The following is a 20043-nucleotide window of genomic DNA, read 5'->3' on the forward strand; positions in this document are numbered from 1 at the left end:
AAAATTATTAACTCATTTTCACATTGAGTAGGTTGCGTTTGCGGGATACTTTTGAGGTATAATTTAAATAAAGAATATCATGAAAAAGACAATCTTATCACTCGCAATTTTTCTTACCAATTTTGCTTTCGCCCAAACTTCAGAGGTTGAAAATGTAAAATGGTCCCCTTTAACGATTAACCCAACTGCTGTTTCCCGAAAGACAAACGGTTTAAACGTAGGAATTTTGGATAGTTATGAAAATAGAAAGATCAACGGAATTAATTTTCAGCTAAATCCGATCACCCTGCTTTATTTGCTGATTCCAACAGCATTAGAGGTACCAGAAAAAGGTAGTGAAACTGTTTCGATCAACGGACTTCATCTTTCTACAGGTGGAATGTTAGATGGCGGAACACTCAATGGAATTGGAATTTCCATGTATCATATCGCGCAGGAATCGAACGGAATTACTTTTAATGGCTTCAATAATAATTCCGGAAAATTGAATGGAGTACATGTTTCCTGGCTCAATAATTCTACGGAAAATGGAAATGGAATTTTGGTCGCTTTTTCAAATACTGCAGAAAAATTTAATGGAATTCAGTTGGGTCTCTTTAATGAAATTACTGAAGGAAATGGGTTGCAGGTTGGAATTAACAATAGCACGTCCAATCTAAGAGGAATTCAAATAGGAATCATCAACAAATCTAAAAGTAGAAAAGGACTTCAACTTGGATTTTGGAACAAAAATGCAAAACGCACTTTACCCTTCATAAATTTTTAAAATGAAACAATTATTTTTGTTAGTGGGAATGATAAGCATTAAAGCACAAATCTCCTCAAAAGTAAAAAGTGTAAATAAAATTGTTCTGGAACTTTCTGTGTCTTCTGATTTTTCTGCACAAATTCCGAAGCAAAATGGTGCAATTGGTTTTGGAATGTGGTATCGGTATCCAATTGAAGAAGGTGCCAGATTAGAGTTTGGTGGAAACGTAAAAACTGGAAATACCCTGTATAATTTTGACTTTGGAAAAGATGGGAATATTTATGCAGTAACCTCAAAACCGGTTATTGTAAATCTCGGTGGAAGACTGATTAGAGAGTTCTCCCTTGGAGCTCAGAAAGTAGAATGGATGAGTGAATTGACTTTCAGTACTCTTGTTGATGGAAAAGACATTCCGGATTCTTCAGCGCGTGAACAAGAAACTCCCGGAAGCGCAGAGATTGTAATTGATGAAGAAACAATTTCCACGCTTCAGTTGGGGCAGGGTTTTCGGATTTGGCGCGGAAATTTGGGGTTCGGAATCAAGGCAAATTTTGGATCTTTCAGTTTATGGTATCGCGATCGGGTGCCAAATCAATTTAATGTTTTTTCCGCAGAAGCGCTGGTTTCTTTAAAGTTGTAAAGTTTTTTTTAAATTAGTATAAAATGATTTTAGATTTGTCGAAATCTGATTCTCAATTTTTATCTGAGCAAATCAGGAATCCCGTAACACATTGAAAAATAGCAGGGTTTTTTCCGCAAAAATTTTTCCTTTCATCAAGAATTACGCCAATTTTTAGTAAGTTTGCATTTATTGATTTTTTAGCAAATATGAGAACAACAATTAAAGAATTACTTACTGATTATAAAAAATTAGTACATCATGATATTACTATTCAAGGTTGGGTAAGAGCCTTTCGCTCTAACCGATTTATCGCTTTGAATGATGGTTCTACCATTAACAATTTACAGATCGTGGTGGATTTTGAAAAATTTGATGACAATATTCTTAAAGGTATTACCAATGCTGCTTCGCTGAAGATCACAGGAGAATTGGTAGAAAGTCAAGGTGCCGGACAAAACATAGAAATTATCGCCAAGAAAATTGAAATTTTGGGTGATAATTTTACAGAAGAAAGAGATAAAACCATCCTTCAACCGAAAAAGCATTCCTTAGAAGTTTTGCGTGAGCAGGCACATTTGCGTTTCCGTACTAATTTATTTGGATCAGTTTTCCGCGTAAGAAGTGCAGTGAGTTTCGCAATTCACCAATTTTTTAATCAAAACCAGTTTTTCTACATGAATACGCCGATTATTACGGGTGCAGATGCAGAAGGAGCTGGAGAAATGTTCAGCGTTACCAATTTTGATTTGAATGAAATTCCGCGGGGAGAAAACGGCGAGATCGATTTCGAACAGGATTTTTTCGGAAAGAAAACGAATCTTACCGTTTCTGGGCAATTAAGTGTAGAAACTGCGATGATGGGATTGGGTAGAGTTTATACTTTTGGACCTACTTTCCGCGCAGAAAATTCTAATACCACGCGTCATCTTGCGGAATTCTGGATGGTGGAGCCCGAAGTTGCTTTTAATAATTTAGAAGACAATATTGATCTCGCAGAAGATTTTTTGAAATATGTAATTAATTATGTATTGGAAAACTGCAAAGATGATTTGGAATTTTTGGATAAAAGATTTGCAGAAGAGCAGAAACAGAAGCCTGAGAAAGACAGAGCTTCCGAAGGTCTTATTGAAAAATTGACAAACGTTATTCAGAAAAGATTCAAACGGGTATCTTACACAGAAGCGATTGATATTCTAAGAAATTCCAAAGAAAATAAGAAAGGTAAATTCCAGTTCCCGATCGAAGAATGGGGTGCAGATTTGCAAAGTGAGCACGAAAGATTTTTAGTGGAGAAACATTTTGAATGTCCCGTGGTGCTTTTTGATTATCCAAAAGAAATCAAAGCATTTTACATGAAATTAAATGAAGACGGCAAAACGGTAGCAGCGATGGACGTTTTATTCCCAGGAATTGGAGAAATCATTGGAGGTTCTCAAAGAGAAGAGAAACTGCAGATTTTAAAAGATAAAATGACTGCCATGAACGTAGATGAGGAAGAGCTTTGGTGGTATTTGGATACCCGAAAATTTGGCTCGGTTCCGCATGCAGGTTTTGGTTTAGGTTTGGAAAGATTGGTGCTTTTCGTAACGGGTATGACGAATATTCGAGACGTTATTCCTTTCCCGAGAACGCCTAAGAATGCGGAGTTCTAAATTTTTATGTTAACTTTGAATTAAAGATGATTCTATGGAAAATTTAATTATTTACCCAGAAACCAAAAAACAACTCGATATTTTAAAAGCGCTTTTAGAAGAAATGAAGATTCGTTTTAAAAGTGGAGATCAAGAAAAAATAAAAGTGAAAATTTCCAAAGTCGCGGAGGAGTCCATTCGAAGAGGTTTAATTGATGCTGAAATCGGGAACTTTGTTTCTGAAGAAGAAGCTGAGCAATTTCTTGATGATGTTTTCAATTAAGTGGACGGAACATGCGAAGAAAGAAAGTGCTGATATTTTAAAATATTGGATAAAGAATAATCAATCGAACGTATATTCAAAAAAAATAAGAAAGGAAACTAAAAGCAAACTTTCTCTACTTAAGAAAAACATTTTTATGGGGGAAGAATTGCAGCCTTTCACCGAAGTTCGGAGGATTTAAATTTTACAGAATTTTTCCATTTATTACCAAGTAAAATTAAAGCAAATAGAAATCCTTTCCTTCTTTGATAACCGGAATGATCCAGAAAATTTAGAAATATAGTTTAGAAATATATGTTAAAACAAAATCTTCAAATGAGATTGGGCCAGAAATTGGCTCCCCAACAAATTCAATTGATGAAGTTGATTCAGCTTCATACACTTGAGTTTGAAGAAGAATTGGAACGTGAATTAGAAGAAAATCCAGCTTTAGAAAAAGTTCAGGAAGAAAATAAAGAAGAAGAATATTCCGCAGAAGAAGAAAGTTTTGAAACGGAAGGAAATGAAAGCATCGACACTGATTTTGATGTGAATGACTATATTTTTGATGATGAACCCGCTTATAAGTCCTCTGCCAATAATTATTCCGCAGATGATGAGGAATTTGATAACCAATCGCTCTTAACGGAAGGTCAGTCGCTGTATGATTATCTTTTGGAGCAAATTCGTTTGTCCTCCATTGAAGGTGAAGATTTACAGATTGCAGAATACATTATCGGGAATTTAGATACAGATGGTTATTTGCGGCGAGAAATCAAGCAGATTGTAGACGATTTGGCTTTTGCACAAGGGATTTCTACCACCAAAGAAAATGCGGTTGAAATCTTAGAAAATTATGTCCAAAAATTGGATCCACCGGGAGTGGGCGCCAGAAATTTACAAGAATGTCTTCTCTTGCAAATAGAGAAAAAAGTAAGCGCCGACAAAGCCGTTATTTTAGCGGGAAACATTTTAAGAAGCCAGTTTGATGCTTTAACGAACAAACATTACAATAAGATTATTCAGAAATATGATATTGAAGAGGAAGATTTAAAAGATGCGCTGGAAGTGATTTCTAAATTATCTCCAAAAGTGGGCGGTAATTTTGATACCCAAACCATTACATTAAACCAAGAAATTATCCCTGATTTTGTCATCCAAATTAAAGAAGGGAAAAACGGTCAGGTTGATGTAATCCCTTCATTAAATAGCAAAAACGCACCTTCTTTGCGGGTTTCAGATGAGTACAAAGATATTTTAACAACGTATTCGCACGATAAAAAATCGGCTGAACACAAACAGGCTGCCTTATTTATCAAGCAAAAATTAGATGCTGCAAAATGGTATATCGATGCTATAAATCAGCGCCAAAATACCTTGCTTCAAACGATTTCTGCCATTGTTAAATTACAAAAAGACTATTTCATCACTGCAGATGACAAGTCTCTGAGACCCATGATTTTGAAGGATGTTGCAGATATCACCGGTTTTGATATTTCTACCATTTCTCGCGTGGTCAAAAGTAAATATGCAGATACACCAAATGGAATTTTATACCTGAAAAATTTATTTTCAGATTCCTTAACGAATGATGATGGGGAAGAGGTTTCTACACGAGAAATTAAAACGCATCTTCAAGATGTAATCAGTCAAGAGAACAAGAGAAAACCCTTGACAGATGATGCCTTAGTTGGACTTTTGAAAGAGAAAGGATACAATATTGCAAGGCGAACCATCGCGAAATACAGGGAGCAATTAAGCATTCCGGTCGCAAGATTAAGAAAAGAATTATAACAAAAAGGTCATTGAAAAATGACCTTTTTTTTTATGAATTCTGTGAATCTATTCTCTTTAATTCCGCCAGATTATTACCTAATCTTTTCAGAATAATTCCATAGACAATTCTGTAATAAAACCAAATCAGAAAAACACTTAGACCCAAAAGGAGGAAAAATCCTACATAAAATCCAACAAGAGTAGACTTAGTGAGCAGTATGTTTTGTTCCACCAAAATATGATTGGTGAAAACAACCAAGGTCATGGAATAAATAACCATCAAGAAAATATTGGCGATTATAAAAAAATTAACTGTTTTTTTGAACTTAATAACTTGCTCAATTAATTTTTTAAGATTGGATTCAATATTTATTCTCTTGTAATTTTCATAAAATCGGATCACAAAGTAGGCCGTCAGCAAAAGACTCACGATTTTTAGACCCAAATACAAATGGTCAAAATTACTTTCAATATCTGGCGAATTGATGACGCCAAATTTTTCTAAAATACCCAGGAAAGTAGTGGATTCACCACCTGCAAAAAGGTTGTATAAGTTCATTGCCAAAATCACCAAAAATTCTGCACAACTGATGAGCAGGATATATTTCACGTAATTTCGAGATGATTTATTGAGCATCAATTCTATATCGGTGCTGTTATATTTTGGCTGAACGTTTTGCTCTTGCCAAGATTTTTTAAACTGATCTATATCAAATTCAGGCATGTTTCTGCATTAATTCTTTTAACGTTTTCTTCAGTCTGTTCATTTTCACACGTGCATTAACTTCTGTAATCCCTAAGTTTTCTGCAATATCACGATAAGGTAAATCGTCTAGATACATGGTTACAATTGCGCGTTCCACATTAGGAAGCATTTTTACTACTTTGTAGAGCAAAGAAATTTGCATCTGTTTTTCATCATCGTCTTCCACATAATCTTTGTAATGAAAGTCTAGTAATTCGTCGGTTTGCGGAGATTTTGTCTTTTTTCGGAAAAGGGTAATGGCGGTGTTGAGGGCAACGCGGTACATCCAAGTAGAAATCTTCGAGTTTCCTTTAAATGAGTCGTAAGAGCGCCAGAGTTGTAACACGATTTCTTGAAAAAGATCCTGTTCATCCTCCAGAGAATTGGTATAAAGACGAGAAACCTTGATGATTAATCCTTGGTTGTCTTTTACCAGTTTAGAAAATTCTTTCTCTTTCGTACTCAAAACTTGCGAAAATTTATAGGAGCGAAGATAGATTTTTTTAACCGAATTTTAACTAAATCCAGCTTCATTTCGCACCATAATCGCTTTTTAGCAATACTTCAACTCAAACTATTTCGATATATTTGCCCTATGATTCTACGAGGAGAAAATTTGATCAAAGAGTACGGACCGAAAAAGGTAGTAAAAGGCGTATCAGTGGAGGTTAGACAAGGTGAAATTGTGGGACTTCTAGGTCCAAACGGTGCCGGAAAAACCACTTCTTTCTATATGATTGTAGGATTGGTAAAACCTACCTCTGGAAAAATTTTCTTGAATGATAAGGAAATTACGACCGATGCCATGTACCGTCGCGCACAAAAAGGTATTGGCTATCTGGCGCAAGAAGCTTCTGTTTTCCGTAAACTTTCCGTAGAAGATAATATTCTCGGCGTTCTGCAGCTGACCAAATTATCCAAAAGGGAACAACACATGAAGTGTGAAGAGCTCATTGAAGAGTTTTCTCTGCAGCATGTTCGAAAAAACCGGGGAGATTTGCTTTCTGGGGGAGAAAGACGCCGTACAGAAATCGCAAGATGTCTGGCAACAAGTCCCAACTTTATTTTGCTTGATGAACCTTTTGCGGGTGTAGATCCCATTGCGGTAGAAGATATACAAAAAATTGTACGGAATTTAGTCGATAAAAATATCGGAATTTTAATTACGGATCACAATGTGCAGCAGACTCTAGCCATTACGCATAAAACCTATATTATGTTTGAGGGTAAGATTTTAAAAGAAGGTTTGCCTCATGATTTGGCAAATGATCCACAAGTTCGGGAAGCTTATTTAGGAGAAAATTTTGTGTATCAGGATATTTTAAACAAGCCGAAAAAACGGACTTTCGCTTATAATATTTGGGCAGGAAACTTCGATTCGAAAAACCAGTTTCAAAGTTTTGTGGATGAAAATTTTCGGGATATGGAGAATTTGCGCTTGATTTATGGCTTTGATGATATCAGTTTTGCGTCTTTGGCCAATTCAGAAATTGAACATATTTTTAATAATGTGGTTGATAAAACTGCCAACAATGCCTTTCTCTTTCAAAAACAAGAAATCAATTCTACCCACCTTGTAGAAGAAGTAGAATCTGCCGCGAAAGTGAGCAGCAGAGCTGATTTGCATTATTTGACGACCTATCTTTTTGAATTTTAAAACTTTAGAAATTGTAGACTCAAATCTAAAGTAATTTAATAATCTCTTAAAAAAAATGATTTCGTAACAATCAAAAATTAAGCACGCCTTATTTCTAGAGATGCCAAAACCTTTCAACCGAACCATCACCCTTTATCATATTTATCAGCAGCTGATTCCCTTCATCAGACCTTACCGAAAGATGATGTATTTTACGCTGTTTCTTACTTTTATTGGGGCATTAATGGCACAGGTAAATCCTTTGGTTTTAAAATATACCGTAGATGAAGTCACGGAATTAATCCAGCTTCCTGACCCGATGACAGAGGGAATTCATGTTTTGGTAATTATCTCTTCCATTTTGCTCGGAAAGGAATTATTAAATATTTTCATTCAATTTGGGCAGAAATTTTACGGCGAAAAGATTAGAATAAGTACAAGTTCCGTTTTGGCACAATCGGCCATTGATAAGATTTTAACGTACAGCGTTGCATTCTATACGAATGAAAACCACGAATCCGGAAAGCTTCAACAAAGAATTGACCGCGGCATTGAAAGCCTGACGAAGCTGGTTCAAAATTTCTTCATTGATATTTTACCCCTTTTCTCCAATGCCTTTATCGCCTTGGTGATTATGTATATGCAAAACGTGTATGTGGGTTTGGTTTCTACCATCGTAGTTCCAATTTATTTTGCCATAAGTTCTTTACAAGCCAAAAAATTATCAGGTGTTCGGCGACAATTACGTAATCAAAGGGAAAGAAAAACTTCTGGACTTTTGAACCTGATTAATTCCATCATGGTAATTAAAAGTTTCGTACGAGAAAAATTTGAGGGCAAAAAACAGTATGATTTGCAGATGCAACTCATGGACAGTCAATTGTACACGCGAAGAACTAATTTTATTTATGATGGTTTAAAAACTTTCATTGAACAATTTGGGGTGGTTTTAATTATTCTGCTAACCGTTTATTTGGTGCTGGATGAGCAAATGACTATTGGAGCGATTATGTTGCACATTTTATTATTTAATAATATTTCCGCGCCAATCCGGCAATTGCACCGGATTTATGATGATATGAATGACGCCATGATTTATGCGGAAGGTTATTTTGATATTTTAAATGCAGATGATCAAACAGAACCGAATGGAAATTTCGTGGAAGAAAATGTGAAAGGAGATTTTCAATTAAAAAACATTGACTTCACTTATCCGAATGGAACCAAAGCTTTGCACAATGTTTCCTTGCATATCAAAAACGGAAAAACTACGGCTTTGGTTGGTTTAAGTGGTGCCGGAAAATCCACCGTTATCAATCTTTTGTGCAAGTTTTATCTTCCTGATTCTGGTGATATTATTTTGGATAATGTTGATTTAAATCACTATGAAAATACGTCTTTGCGAAATGATATTGGCTTAGTTTTACAAAAGAACCATATTTTCCAGGGAAGCATTGAAGATAATATTCGGTATGGAAACATCAACGCAACTTTCGAAGAGATTGAAAATGCAGCGAAGAAAGCATATCTTCACGATCAGATTACAGAATTGCCGCAGAAATATGAGCATGATGCGACCCAACTTTCTGGAGGACAGCAACAGAGAATTGCGATTGCGCGTTTGTTTTTGAAAAACCCGCCCATTATCTTTTTAGATGAACCCACGGCAAGTTTAGATGCCATTGCCACAGAACAGATTAAGAACTCTTTGGATGCCATAAAGGAAGGACGAACTGTGGTTATGATCTCTCATTCCTTTTCGCAAATTTTAGATTCGGATTGTATTTATGTCCTGAAAAAGGGAACAGTAGTCGAAAGTGGGACGCACGATGAACTGATAGATTTGCATGGAACGTACCGCGAAATTTTTGATGCTTCTGCCAGAAGTTTGAACCTGGATAAATTAATGAACTCATTTAAAGAAAAATAATTATAAAAATCGAAATATGAAAAAATATATCATTGCTGTAACAGCTTTAGTTGGTCTGAATTCTTGCTCAAATATCGAGGAAAAGATCAATGAGACCATCGAAAAAACCACAACTACGGTAAAAGAAACTGCCCAAAATGCGGTAAAAGAAACTTTGAATGAAACGGTAAGCAATTCCATTAACTCTATGACGAATGCGGAAAATGCGCAATTTCAGGAAATTTTTCCCAGTGGCGAACCTGCGATGATCAGTGACTTTACAGGAAAGAAATTTACGTTTCCGAATGGTGCACCCGCTTACATTTTTAAGTATAAATCCGAAAGAGAACTTCTTATTCCATTTTTAGAAAAACAGGAAACTACGGATGAAACAAAATCTGATAAAGTGGTAGAGAAAATTAATGGGCAAAGCTTTATCGATAAACTCAGTTTTATTGAGAAATTTATTCCGGCAAATACCATTGACATGAGCTTTTTGGATAACATTAAAAATGACAAGAGTATAGAATATTATAAACTGAAACGTTACCCGAATAGCAGTACCCTAATTTACAATCCGAAAACCAAGCAGGTCTTTCATTTTGTAGAAGTTGCACGGGTAAAAATTTAAAATAGAATGTCCATTATTTTAATTGATAATACGGTAACCTTCGTAAAAGAAAAATTAGAAGGCGCGGAAGCAGGTCATGATTGGTTTCACATCGAACGTGTGTGGAAATTATCCCTAAAAATAGCGGAAAATGAAAATGTAGATTCTGAAGTGTTGCAGTTGGGCGCCTTGTTACATGATATTGCCGATGCGAAATTCCACAATGGTGATGAAACTGTAGCCTTAAAAATTTCTCGGGATTTTTTAGAAAGTCAAAATGTTTCCGAAGAAATGATTGAGCAAGTTTTGTTCATTATTCAAAATATTTCCTTTAAAAATAGGGGAGAAGTGCCAGAAAATTTATCCTTAGAATTGCAAATTGTGCAAGATGCAGATCGCTTAGATGCCATAGGTGCCATTGGAATTGCAAGGACCTTTAATTTTGGGGGCTTTAAAAATAATTTAATGTATCACCCAGAAATTCTGCCGAAACTAGGCATGACAAAAGAGGAATACAAAAAATCTGAGGGCACAACCATCAATCATTTTTACGAAAAATTGTTGTTGCTAAAAGACCTTATGAATACAGAAACCGCAAAAAAAATCGCAGCAGAAAGACACGTTTTTATGCTGAAGTTTTTGGAAGAATTTGATCGAGAATGGCAAGTTCAGGTATAGAATTATTTCTTGAAAATGAACCATTTAATTTTTCTCGTAGGTTTTGCTTTTTCCTCTATTTCACAGATCAAATCTTTGTAGATATAGTACAAATATTTAGTTAAATTTGCTCCCATGTTCACCATTTTCTTTTTACTATTCGTCGCTTTAGCAGCGTCTTTGTTTCTTGTACCTTTTAAAACGGGACGACGCGCTTTTTGGGCCAAAACATTTCGGGTTTTTGTGGTGATACTATCCATCGGAGCTTTCACCTATTTTTTTATAACCAAGAGTTTATCTCAGTTTCGGAAAGATGCGCTATCCATCCAATTGATCAATAAATTACCGCTTCCGCTGGATTTTTATTTCATCCAATTAGAGACGGACGAATCTAAAAATTTGACGTATGAAACGCGCCATGTAGGCAATATAAGAAGCAACCATTACCGTTTGGAATATTTAGATGTACAGCATTCTGATGAAGTGTGGATTGCGGGTTTTCTCGGAAAAAAAAATATGGTGTATTTTTCTCAGCACTCTTTAGTTAGTAAAAATGAAGACCGAAAGATTGAAGTCAATAATTACCTGAATCAAAGTGCAAAATTATCAGAAGTAGCCAAAATTCAAATAGAAGAATTGAAAGCTGAAAACCGCTCGACAGCCATTTGGATTGTGCTGGATTTTTTGCTTCTTTTTCTCAATCTCTATTTATTATTTAATTTAATATCAAGAAAAACCCCGAACTAAATAGTCGGGATTTATTAAATGTTGAATTATTTTTTATTCTGCTTTTCTTTTAAAGCTTCTTTATCCTTATCACTTGGATTCCAAACTTTTACTTCAGAATCTTTTGTAATGCCAGATAAAATCTGAACATTGATTCCATCTGAAGCGCCTAATTTTACATACGTTTTCTTAAAGCTGCCATCTTTTTGCAAAACTTCTACAAAAGGTTTGTCCTGTCCGTTTACCTTTTCATACTGTATTAAAGCTTCATCAAGCAGTAGTGCATTTTTCTGGGAGCTTAAAATAATTTCGCCATTCGCAGAAAATCCTGCCCGAATATATTCATTCGTATCATTAAAAACATCGCCTTCTAATGGAAATTTAATGGTTCCATTTTCGTCTTTTCCTTTCGGTGCAATCATAGTAACGCGGCCTCTAAAACTTTTGTTTTGTAGCGCACCAATAACTACATTCATATCCATTCCTTCTTTTAGTTTACCCGCTTGAGCTTCATCAATGGTTCCTTCGAAAATAAGAGAATTTAAATCGGCGATGGAACAAATTGTAGTTCCTGCATTAAAAGAGTTGGCTTCAATAACCTGACTACCAATTTTAACTGGAACTTCTAAAACAGTTCCGTTGGCTTTGGATCTGATTTGCGTGGTTGCCAAACTAGCCAATTCTGGAGTGGTTCCCGTTCTCGCGATCTGTAAATTTTTCTGTGCCGTATTTAGCTGCTGCTGAGAATTTCTCAGAACTTGCTGCGTAGACTGCAATTGCTGCTGTGCAGAAATATATTCCTGTTTAGAAATTACACCTTGTGAGTATAATCTTTGCTGCATCGCAAATTGTTTCTGCTGATTGTCTACATTAATTCTGGAGTTGCTGATTTGCAAATTGGCATTGTTAATCTCCTGTTGTGCGGCGTTGATACTCGTAATACTGGGAACAATTCTAATGGTGGCTACCAATTGTCCGGCCACAACTTTGTCACCTTCACTCACTAAGATTTTGTCTATAATACCAGAAATATTGGGTTTAATTTCAATTTCTTCCCGCGGTACAATTTTACCTGTTGCCAAAACTTTGTCGTCCATATTTTGTACCACGGCTTTTTTTGTTAAGAATTGTTCACTTTTTGATTTATTAGAGTTTACCAAATAGCGGATTCCCATAATGAGCGCTCCAAGGAAAAGCACACCAAGGATGATGTAAACAATTTTTTTAGCGGTGTATTTCTTTTTCATAGTTTATATGTTCTAAAGTTTTTCTATCTAAATTTTTTATTCTGTTCTTAAAGCTTCGATGGGTCTTATGCTCACGGCTCTTTGCGCTGGAATCATTCCGATTATTAATCCTAAAAAAACCATTACTCCCATAGCCGCGAAAACTTCCAAATAATCTACGGTTGGGTTATAAAAGGGAAATTCAGCTTGACCTTCTGTCAATGCATTGAGAATCATCAATAATAGAATCCCAAATATAAATCCTAAGAGACCAGAAGTGATGGTGATGACTACACTTTCTAATAAGATTTGATTTCGAACTTCTGCAGGTTTTGCTCCTAAAGCACGTCTAATTCCAATTTCATTGGTTCGTTCTTTTACGGTGATGAGCAAAATATTGGAAATGGCAATAACACCTGCCAAAATGGTCAAAGTTCCTACTACGATGGTTAGTAATTGCATACCCGTTAAAAATCCGGTTAGTTTGCCAAAAAGTTTCCCAAGGTTAAAACTTCCGAAGGCATTGCTGTCATCTGGGGACACATTGTATTTGGCTTTTAATTCTGATTTTACGGTGTTTTCTAAAACATTAAGATCAGCTTCGTTTTTTCCCACGATCGCAAAGAATCCCACTTTGTCGCCATCATTATACATTTTACTAAAGGTGCTGAATGGGATATAGGCAGAATCATCACTCCCCATATTTCCGCCTTGTTGCTGAACCCTAAAAACGCCAATAACATTGAAGAAAATACCTTTTACCGTCACGGATTTACCAAGCGGATTTTCATTCTTTTTAGCATCAAAGAAGTTGTTGTAAATTTCTTCGCCAATGACGATTACATTTTTATTACCATTAATATCAGCGTCGTTAAGATAGCGCCCAAAGATTAATTTTTTCTCCGAAATTTTATTACCAATAGGATAATCTCCGTTTAAGGTATAGGATTCATTTTTACCGTCTTTGGAAAAATTTTCTCCTGGACTTCCAAAATTTCCTCGAGTAGACTGGGGCGAAATATAATCGATCTCTGGAATTTTTTTCTCTAATAATTGTATATCGGGTAAACGGAGAGACATTGCTCTACCTTTTGGAAAACCATCATAAGGGATGGTGGTATTCTGTGCCCAAAGGAAAATTGAATTGGTAGCAAATCCCGCGAAAGCTTTATCAAAACCATTCTCCATTCCTTTTGCCGCGCCCAAGAGCGCCACAAATAGAAACATACCCCAACCAACCCCAATCATAGTGAGGAAAGTCCGAAGTTTATTATTCCGAAGAGAATGATAAATTTCTTGCCAGGTATCGAGTTTAAATATAATATTCATTTCTATTTTTTATAAAAAAGAGTAGAAAGTTGAGAGTTGATTTTTCAAATTTTAAAGTCTTCCTTCTTGAGTCTTGTTTCTCAAATTTTGTATGTATTTAATCGCTTCTCAAGGCTTCAATCGGTTTAATTTTACTTGCTCTATAAGCTGGAACGAATCCGGAAATTAACCCTGCAATTACCAAACATACAAATGCCACCGAAATCAGACCCCAACCTACGGAAGGCGCCATTATAAAATATTGTTCCAAATTATCTCCAATCAAAGTGAGTGTTAAAACTCCAAGTCCAACTCCAATAATTCCAGAGATTACCGTGATCACCACACTTTCCTGAATGATTAAACCTACGATTTCATTGGGTTTTGCGCCAATTGCTTTCCGAACTCCAATTTCACGCGTACGCTCTTTTACGATATACACCATGATATTGCTGATTCCAATGATTCCCGCTAACAATGTTCCCAATCCGATAAATCCAACAATTAAGGTGATAATCAACAAAAACTGAAAAGTTCTTTCCAAGTTCTTTGCATTATTATTCACCCGAACAGCATTTTCATCATCGGGAGAAACTTGCAGGTTTTTCTTTAATTTTTTTTCTAATTCATCACTGTATTTAATGGCTTCAGCGGGCGACATATCTTGATTGTAGGTAATAAAAATTCTACTGATGGTGTCTGAACCTTTTTTGAGCTGTTGTAAAGTTGAGATAGGAACGCTGATCATTCTTTCATCTTGGTCACCACCGTCATCAGAAAAAACACCAATCACTTTGAACATGGTGCCATTTAAATCTAAATCTTTCCCTACAGCACTTCCGTTTTTAATTAAATCGCGCTGAACCATTCTTCCGATGACGGCTACTTTCTGCTGTCTCGTGATATCTGCATTCGTAATGTATCGACCATCTAACATGGTTCTGTTTTCAATGTAGGTTTCCTCGGGATCGGCACCATTAATTTGATAAGCACCACTTTCTTTGCCGTATTTCACGAGCATATTTGCAGTGTATCTTGCAGAAGAATATTCTATTTTTTCGGGTTCATCATTTACAATTGTTTCGAAGTCAGGATTTTGCAAAACTACTTTTCGGTCAGATTGTAAACCATCAAAAGCGATACTTGTTTTACCCGTAGAAATTGAAATTAAGTTGGTAGCATCTCTAGCAAAACCTTCCGTAAAAGCATTTTTCAATCCGTTTCCTATACCAAAAAGCACAATAAAAATAAACAGTCCCAACGCTACCGTAAAGCCTGAAAGTACCGTCCGCAGTACATTACTGCGAATGGATTCAAAAATTTCTCTCCACCGATCGATATCAAACATAGAAAATTAAATTAAACAAGAACTTTTTGGGTAATAAATTCGTCACTTTCAATCACGCCATCTTTTAAAATAACGTTACGTTTCGTTTCTGCAGCTACGTCTGGTTCGTGAGTTACAACAATAATGGTTTTTCCTTCGCGGTTAATTTCCTGCAAAAGTTTCATAATATCATAAGTTGTTTTGGAATCTAAGGCTCCAGTAGGTTCATCGGCCAGAATTACTTTTGGATCACTAATTAATGCTCGTGCGATGGCAACTCTTTGTTTTTGGCCTCCAGAAAGTTCATTAGGTAAATGGGTTGCCCATTCAGCAAGACCTACTTTTCCTAAATATTCTAAAGCTTTTTGATTGCGCTCTTTTCTGCCAACGCCTTGGTAATAAAGGGGTAGAGCAACATTTTCTAAGGCTGTTTTATATCCAATCAAATTAAAAGACTGAAAAATAAATCCTAGAAATTTCGAGCGGTATTCTGCGGCTTTAATTTCAGATAAATCTTCGATGGGAATTCCATCTAAGTTATATACGCCCGTATCTTTTTCATCCAAAATTCCTATAATATTAAGGAGGGTGGATTTGCCAGAACCGGAACTTCCCATGATGGAAACAAACTCACCTTCCTCTATGCTGAGGTCGATTCCCTTTAAAACATGCAGTTTGTTTTTGCCGGTGTCGTATGATTTGTGCAAGTCCTTAATTAATAGCATTAAGTGGTAAATTTGGTTTAAAATATAAGTAGGTATTTTGGGTGATTTGTTACAAGGGTCAATTTCTTTTTCTAAAGTGGGGTGTTTGATTGCAAATTACCATCAATAGGGCGAATTTCTATTTTGTTTAAAGGAAATTCTCTTCAAAGTGCGTATTTTAAAGCCAGACTGTCTCAAATCCAATAGCAGAGCAAGATGTGTGCAATTGTGGAAAACTTTTGCAACTCTAAGTCAGACTTTTAGTATTTAGACCTTTTTTCATCGGGTTCTATTTTCTATTTTTGTCTCCTACGGCTTTACCTCCGAACGTGGATTTTTCCTTCTTTTTCCATCCGTTAAATTACAGATGATCAAAAGATTACAGAAATTAAACTTTTGTTAGGAAGTGGAAACCAAATATAATTCATAAAAAAAACGCGCATGGGAATTTTTGACAAAAGAGTAAGTTACAAACCTTTCGAATATCCGGAAATTCTGCAGTTTGTAGAAGCCATTAACAAGTCATTTTGGGTGCATGCAGAAGTGGATTTCACTGCAGATGTACAGGATTTTCAATCTCAATTAGAACCGCACGAACAAAACGCCATAAAAAATGCGCTTTTGGCCATTGCTCAAATTGAAGTTTCTGTGAAAACTTTTTGGGGAAATCTTTACAATCATATGCCGAAACCAGAATTAAATGGATTAGGTGCGACCTTCGCGGAGTGCGAATTCCGTCATTCCGAAGCGTATTCCAGATTATTGGAAGTTTTGGGATATAATGATTCTTTCAATCAAGTGGTGGAAATTCCGGCCATTAAAAAAAGAATTGATTTTCTTTCCAATGTTTTGAAACACGCTAATTCTACAACGCCGAAAGAATATGTTTCTTCCCTTCTTTTGTTTAGTATTCTGATTGAAAACGTGTCCTTGTTTTCTCAGTTTGCCATCATCTTATCGTTTACAAGATTTAAAGGATACATGAAAAATGTGTCCAATATTATTGCCTGGACTTCCGTAGATGAGCAGATTCACGCCAATGCAGGAATGTATCTGATCAATAAAATCCGGGAAGAACAACCTGATTTATTGACTGATTCCGATATTGAAGATATTTACACTTTGGTGGATCATTCCATTGAATTGGAAAAAGAAATTTTAGATTGGATCTTCGAACTGGGAGAAATCGATAATATTGGAAAAGATGACTTATTGAACTTTATGAAATATAGAGTTGATGACAGTTTGAAAAAAATTGGAATGAAAACACGTTACAATATTTCTCCGGATCAATACCGACCAATGGTTTGGTTTGAAGAAGAAGTTTTCGCCAATTCTTTGGATGATTTCTTTGCCAAAAGACCTGTAGATTACACGAAACATGATAAGAGTATTACAGAGAACGATTTGTTCTAAGTGAAAGAGACAAGATTAAAGAGCCAAGAATCTAGAAAATACAATGTTCAAAATATTTTAGGCGCCTTTTTCCACAATTGCAAAATTAGAATAAAATTTGGCGCGAGCGAAGCGAGCGTTGATCCGATTTTAGGAAGATAACAATAGGAGCGGGCTTTAGCCCGTTTAATAGAGCGAATTTAATTTGGTTTTATCCAAAATCGGGTTGATTGATAAGCTTTGTTAGAGCTTCAAGCTCTAACAACGCTGCTTGAAAAAAAACAAATAGAACTTCTAGCCCCGATTGAAACGGCATCCTTTTTTTTTTTTTAAAATAAAAAGATACAGTGGAAAGCGGTACTAATCATTGAAAAAAGCGGAGATAATCTTCTTCAAAAAAAATAAAGAAAACACATTAAACCGAGAGACTGCTTTGCTTCCCTCGCAATGACAAAAAAAATTATGGAAGAAAAAACTGATATCTGGTGGCTGAACGAAGAGTCTGAACAAATGCTGAATCGCGGTTACCTCCTAAAAGGAGAAACCGTAAAAGGCGCAATTGAAAGAATTACCACCGCGGCTGCAAAAAGATTATACAAACCTGAATTGCAACCCGCTTTTGAGGAAATGATCACCAAAGGTTGGATCAGTTTTTCTTCACCAGTCTGGGCAAATATGGGAACCCAACGCGGTTTACCTATCTCTTGTTTCAATGTTCACGTTCCGGATCATATCGAAGGAATTACGCACAAATTAGGCGAAGTGATCATGCAGACCAAAATCGGTGGTGGAACTTCTGGCTATTTCGGGGAATTAAGAAATCGCGGAACAGCCGTTACGGATAATGGAAAATCTTCCGGCGCAGTTTCTTTCATGAAATTATACGATACTGCAATGGATGTGGTGTCTCAAGGTGGCGTTCGCCGCGGAGCTTTTGCCGCTTACTTGGATATTGACCATGGAGATATTGAAGAATTTTTGTCCATAAAAGATATTGGAAGCCCTATTCAGAATTTATTTACAGGAGTTTGCGTTCCAGATTACTGGATGCAGGATATGATTGACGGCGATACGGATAAACGGAAGATTTGGGCGCGAGTGTTAGAAAGTCGTCAACAAAAAGGTTTGCCGTATATTATGTTTTCGGATAATGTGAATCGCAACAAGCCGCAGGTTTATAAAGATTTGGGAATGACCATAAACGCGAGTAATCTGTGCTCGGAAATCATGTTACCTTCTAATGCGGAGGAGAGTTTTATCTGCTGTCTATCTTCCATGAACTTGGAATTATACGATGAATGGAAAGACACGAACGCAGTGAAATTAGCCATCTATTTCTTAGATGCCGTTTTATCTGAATTTATTGAGAAAACTGAAGGAAATTATTATTTGACGGGTGCCAGAACTTTTGCCCTGCGTCACAGAGCACTTGGATTAGGCGTTTTAGGATACCATTCTTATCTGCAAAAAAATATGATCCCTTTTGAAAGTTTTGAGGCGACTCAATTTAACGCAAAAGCTTTCAGACAAATTAAAGAACAATCTATCGCCGCCTCGCAGGAATTAGCCAATATTTATGGCGAACCAGAATTGTTGAAAGGCTATGGAATGCGCAATACCACCACAATGGCGATTGCTCCGACCACTTCTTCATCGGCGATTCTAGGACAAACCTCTCCGGGAATAGAGCCGTTTGCTTCGAATTATTACAAAGCTGGTCTGGCAAAAGGAAACTTCATGCGAAAAAATAAATATCTCGCCACTTTGCTGAAGGAAAAAGGTTTGGATAATGAAGAAACGTGGCGTACCATTATGTTGAATCACGGTTCTGTTCAACACTTAAATGAATTGAGCGAAGAGGAAAAAGCAGTTTTCAAAACCTTCCGCGAGATTTCTCCCATGGAAATTATTTCTCAGGCGGCGCAAAGACAGCAGTACATTGATCAGGCACAAAGTTTAAATCTTCAGATTCCATCTACGATGGCGGTGAAAGACGTGAACTTCTTATACATGGAAGCTTGGAAAAAAGGAGTAAAAACTTTATACTATCAAAGAAGTTCTTCAGTTTCAAAAGAAATGATGGTGAATTTTGTAACGTGTTCTAGTTGCGAAGCTTAAAACTTAACAGTTTAAATATTTGATATGAACCACAGAATTTTCTGTGGTTTTTTCTTGGTCTAAAAAGAGAGCTCATTCCATATTTTTAAGTAAAATAAAAAATTCTTAAAAACCCTTTAAATAATAAAAGACTTGTTTGTCTTTTATTATTATTTGTTTTACATTTGTTCTAGTTAAAAAAGTATGTTTTCGAAATCGTGTGAATATGGAATCCGGGCCTCAATTTATGTGGCAAAAAACTCCCTCAAAAATCGTAAAGTAAGTTTGAAGGAAGTCGCTGAACATACGGATGCACCTCCAGCTTTCATGGCGAAAATATTACAGAAATTAACCAGAACAGAAGTTCTTTCATCGTCTAAAGGTCCCAATGGTGGTTTTTTTGTTCCTGTAGGTCATTTAGATGAGGTTTCCTTTCTCAGCATTGTTTTAGCAATGGATGGGAATGGTATTTTTGAAGATTGCACTTTGGGTTTAAGAAAATGTGACGAACAAAAACCCTGTCCCATGCATTTCAAGTTTGTGAAAATCCGGGATGAAATGCGGGAAATGCTCGAAAGCACCACGCTGAAATCTTTGGCGGAAAACGTTTCTGATGGAATCGTATTTTTAAAGAGATAAAATTTTGACTTAATAAAGGACATAT

At 36.1% G+C, this 20043-nt stretch carries 18 protein-coding genes and 1 pseudogene; 13 read left to right on the forward strand and 6 right to left on the reverse strand.

Annotated features, from left to right (window positions below; genetic code table 11):
- Window positions 1-79 precede the first annotated feature (79 nt).
- From RCH13_RS05120 to rpoN, 5 genes are all read left to right on the forward strand, one after another.
- Window positions 80-766: an LA_2272 family surface repeat-containing protein gene (locus RCH13_RS05120; RefSeq protein ID WP_326986159.1), complete on the forward strand. Its 687-nt coding sequence runs from the start codon at window positions 80-82 to the stop codon at window positions 764-766.
- 1 nt (window position 767) lies between these two features.
- Window positions 768-1388 (forward strand): hypothetical protein, encoded by a 621-nt coding sequence (locus RCH13_RS05125; RefSeq protein ID WP_326986160.1) that lies wholly within the window; start codon window positions 768-770, stop codon window positions 1386-1388.
- Between the two features lie 188 nt (window positions 1389-1576).
- Window positions 1577-3022: an asparagine--tRNA ligase gene (gene asnS / locus RCH13_RS05130; protein WP_326986161.1), complete on the forward strand. Its 1446-nt coding sequence runs from the start codon at window positions 1577-1579 to the stop codon at window positions 3020-3022.
- Between the two features lie 34 nt (window positions 3023-3056).
- The gene (locus tag RCH13_RS05135; protein ID WP_326986162.1) at window positions 3057-3284 is read left to right on the forward strand and encodes a DUF2683 family protein; all 228 of its coding nucleotides are present in this window, start codon (window positions 3057-3059) and stop codon (window positions 3282-3284) included.
- A 294-nt stretch (window positions 3285-3578) separates the two neighbouring features.
- Window positions 3579-5057: an RNA polymerase factor sigma-54 gene (gene rpoN, locus RCH13_RS05140; protein ID WP_326986163.1), complete on the forward strand. Its 1479-nt coding sequence runs from the start codon at window positions 3579-3581 to the stop codon at window positions 5055-5057.
- Window positions 5058-5088: 31 nt separating this feature from the next.
- Here rpoN and RCH13_RS05145 read toward each other — a convergent pair whose 3' ends face one another.
- Together RCH13_RS05145 and RCH13_RS05150 are read right to left on the reverse strand one after the other, a co-directional pair.
- Window positions 5089-5763 (reverse strand): beta-carotene 15,15'-monooxygenase, encoded by a 675-nt coding sequence (locus RCH13_RS05145; RefSeq protein WP_326986164.1) that lies wholly within the window; start codon window positions 5761-5763, stop codon window positions 5089-5091.
- Window positions 5756-6250 (reverse strand): RNA polymerase sigma factor, encoded by a 495-nt coding sequence (locus tag RCH13_RS05150; RefSeq protein WP_326986165.1) that lies wholly within the window; start codon window positions 6248-6250, stop codon window positions 5756-5758. Before RCH13_RS05150 ends, RCH13_RS05145 begins: the two co-directional genes overlap by 8 nt.
- Before the next feature lie 129 nt (window positions 6251-6379).
- On the opposite strand from RCH13_RS05150, the pseudogene lptB reads away from it, so the two are divergent.
- The 5 genes and pseudogenes from lptB to RCH13_RS05175 all read left to right on the forward strand — a co-directional run.
- A pseudogene (gene lptB, locus RCH13_RS05155) lies at window positions 6380-7105 on the forward strand (LPS export ABC transporter ATP-binding protein); the annotation flags it as partial.
- A gap of 517 nt (window positions 7106-7622) precedes the next feature.
- Window positions 7623-9350: an ABC transporter ATP-binding protein gene (locus RCH13_RS05160; protein ID WP_326986269.1), complete on the forward strand. Its 1728-nt coding sequence runs from the start codon at window positions 7623-7625 to the stop codon at window positions 9348-9350.
- Window positions 9351-9366: 16 nt separating this feature from the next.
- Complete coding sequence (locus RCH13_RS05165; protein ID WP_326986166.1) at window positions 9367-9960, forward strand: hypothetical protein; 594 nt, start codon at window positions 9367-9369, stop codon at window positions 9958-9960.
- Window positions 9961-9966: 6 nt separating this feature from the next.
- Window positions 9967-10617: an HD domain-containing protein gene (locus RCH13_RS05170; RefSeq protein WP_326986167.1), complete on the forward strand. Its 651-nt coding sequence runs from the start codon at window positions 9967-9969 to the stop codon at window positions 10615-10617.
- A gap of 114 nt (window positions 10618-10731) precedes the next feature.
- Window positions 10732-11343: a hypothetical protein gene (locus RCH13_RS05175; protein WP_326986168.1), complete on the forward strand. Its 612-nt coding sequence runs from the start codon at window positions 10732-10734 to the stop codon at window positions 11341-11343.
- 26 nt (window positions 11344-11369) lie between these two features.
- Here the strand turns inward: RCH13_RS05175 and RCH13_RS05180 are convergent, their stop codons facing one another.
- The 4 genes from RCH13_RS05180 to RCH13_RS05195 form a co-directional block, all read right to left on the reverse strand.
- The gene (locus RCH13_RS05180; protein WP_326986169.1) at window positions 11370-12569 is read right to left on the reverse strand and encodes an efflux RND transporter periplasmic adaptor subunit; all 1200 of its coding nucleotides are present in this window, start codon (window positions 12567-12569) and stop codon (window positions 11370-11372) included.
- Between the two features lie 36 nt (window positions 12570-12605).
- Window positions 12606-13877, reverse strand: a complete 1272-nt coding sequence (locus RCH13_RS05185; RefSeq protein WP_326986170.1) for an ABC transporter permease — start codon at window positions 13875-13877, stop codon at window positions 12606-12608.
- A 97-nt stretch (window positions 13878-13974) separates the two neighbouring features.
- Window positions 13975-15204, reverse strand: a complete 1230-nt coding sequence (locus RCH13_RS05190) for an ABC transporter permease (protein WP_326986171.1) — start codon at window positions 15202-15204, stop codon at window positions 13975-13977.
- 11 nt (window positions 15205-15215) lie between these two features.
- Window positions 15216-15908 carry an ABC transporter ATP-binding protein gene (locus RCH13_RS05195; protein WP_326986172.1) on the reverse strand — a complete coding sequence of 231 codons (693 nt, stop codon included), beginning with the start codon at window positions 15906-15908 and terminating at the stop codon, window positions 15216-15218.
- Window positions 15909-16328: 420 nt separating this feature from the next.
- Between RCH13_RS05195 and RCH13_RS05200 the strand changes: the two genes are divergently transcribed.
- The 3 genes from RCH13_RS05200 to RCH13_RS05210 all read left to right on the forward strand — a co-directional run bounded on the left by RCH13_RS05200 (window position 16329) and on the right by RCH13_RS05210 (window position 20018).
- Window positions 16329-17303 (forward strand): ribonucleotide-diphosphate reductase subunit beta, encoded by a 975-nt coding sequence (locus RCH13_RS05200; protein ID WP_326986173.1) that lies wholly within the window; start codon window positions 16329-16331, stop codon window positions 17301-17303.
- Window positions 17304-17729: 426 nt separating this feature from the next.
- Window positions 17730-19400, forward strand: coding sequence for a ribonucleoside-diphosphate reductase subunit alpha (locus tag RCH13_RS05205; protein ID WP_326986174.1), 1671 nt, complete (start codon window positions 17730-17732; stop codon window positions 19398-19400).
- Window positions 19401-19583: 183 nt separating this feature from the next.
- Window positions 19584-20018, forward strand: a complete 435-nt coding sequence (locus RCH13_RS05210) for an RrF2 family transcriptional regulator (protein ID WP_326986175.1) — start codon at window positions 19584-19586, stop codon at window positions 20016-20018.
- The last annotated feature ends 25 nt before the right edge of the window (window positions 20019-20043 follow it).

The sequence above is a fragment of the Chryseobacterium sp. MP_3.2 genome (assembly GCF_035984805.1).
Taxonomy (GTDB): domain Bacteria; phylum Bacteroidota; class Bacteroidia; order Flavobacteriales; family Weeksellaceae; genus Kaistella.

Excerpts from the sequence above, each read along its gene's own strand:
- rpoN (WP_326986163.1), top strand. The coding sequence starts at position 3,579 with ATGTTAAAACAAAATCTTCAAATGAGATTGGGCCAGAAATTGGCTCCC.
- RCH13_RS05165 (WP_326986166.1), top strand. The coding sequence starts at position 9,367 with ATGAAAAAATATATCATTGCTGTAACAGCTTTAGTTGGTCTGAATTCT.
- RCH13_RS05180 (WP_326986169.1), bottom strand. The coding sequence starts at position 12,569 with ATGAAAAAGAAATACACCGCTAAAAAAATTGTTTACATCATCCTTGGT.
- RCH13_RS05200 (WP_326986173.1), top strand. The coding sequence starts at position 16,329 with ATGGGAATTTTTGACAAAAGAGTAAGTTACAAACCTTTCGAATATCCG.
- RCH13_RS05135 (WP_326986162.1), top strand. The coding sequence starts at position 3,057 with ATGGAAAATTTAATTATTTACCCAGAAACCAAAAAACAACTCGATATT.
- RCH13_RS05170 (WP_326986167.1), top strand. The coding sequence starts at position 9,967 with ATGTCCATTATTTTAATTGATAATACGGTAACCTTCGTAAAAGAAAAA.
- RCH13_RS05120 (WP_326986159.1), top strand. The coding sequence starts at position 80 with ATGAAAAAGACAATCTTATCACTCGCAATTTTTCTTACCAATTTTGCT.
- RCH13_RS05145 (WP_326986164.1), bottom strand. The coding sequence starts at position 5,763 with ATGCCTGAATTTGATATAGATCAGTTTAAAAAATCTTGGCAAGAGCAA.
- RCH13_RS05210 (WP_326986175.1), top strand. The coding sequence starts at position 19,584 with ATGTTTTCGAAATCGTGTGAATATGGAATCCGGGCCTCAATTTATGTG.
- RCH13_RS05205 (WP_326986174.1), top strand. The coding sequence starts at position 17,730 with ATGACAAAAAAAATTATGGAAGAAAAAACTGATATCTGGTGGCTGAAC.
- RCH13_RS05195 (WP_326986172.1), bottom strand. The coding sequence starts at position 15,908 with ATGCTATTAATTAAGGACTTGCACAAATCATACGACACCGGCAAAAAC.
- RCH13_RS05125 (WP_326986160.1), top strand. The coding sequence starts at position 768 with ATGAAACAATTATTTTTGTTAGTGGGAATGATAAGCATTAAAGCACAA.
- RCH13_RS05190 (WP_326986171.1), bottom strand. The coding sequence starts at position 15,204 with ATGTTTGATATCGATCGGTGGAGAGAAATTTTTGAATCCATTCGCAGT.
- RCH13_RS05175 (WP_326986168.1), top strand. The coding sequence starts at position 10,732 with ATGTTCACCATTTTCTTTTTACTATTCGTCGCTTTAGCAGCGTCTTTG.
- RCH13_RS05160 (WP_326986269.1), top strand. The coding sequence starts at position 7,623 with ATGATGTATTTTACGCTGTTTCTTACTTTTATTGGGGCATTAATGGCA.
- RCH13_RS05185 (WP_326986170.1), bottom strand. The coding sequence starts at position 13,877 with ATGAATATTATATTTAAACTCGATACCTGGCAAGAAATTTATCATTCT.
- asnS (WP_326986161.1), top strand. The coding sequence starts at position 1,577 with ATGAGAACAACAATTAAAGAATTACTTACTGATTATAAAAAATTAGTA.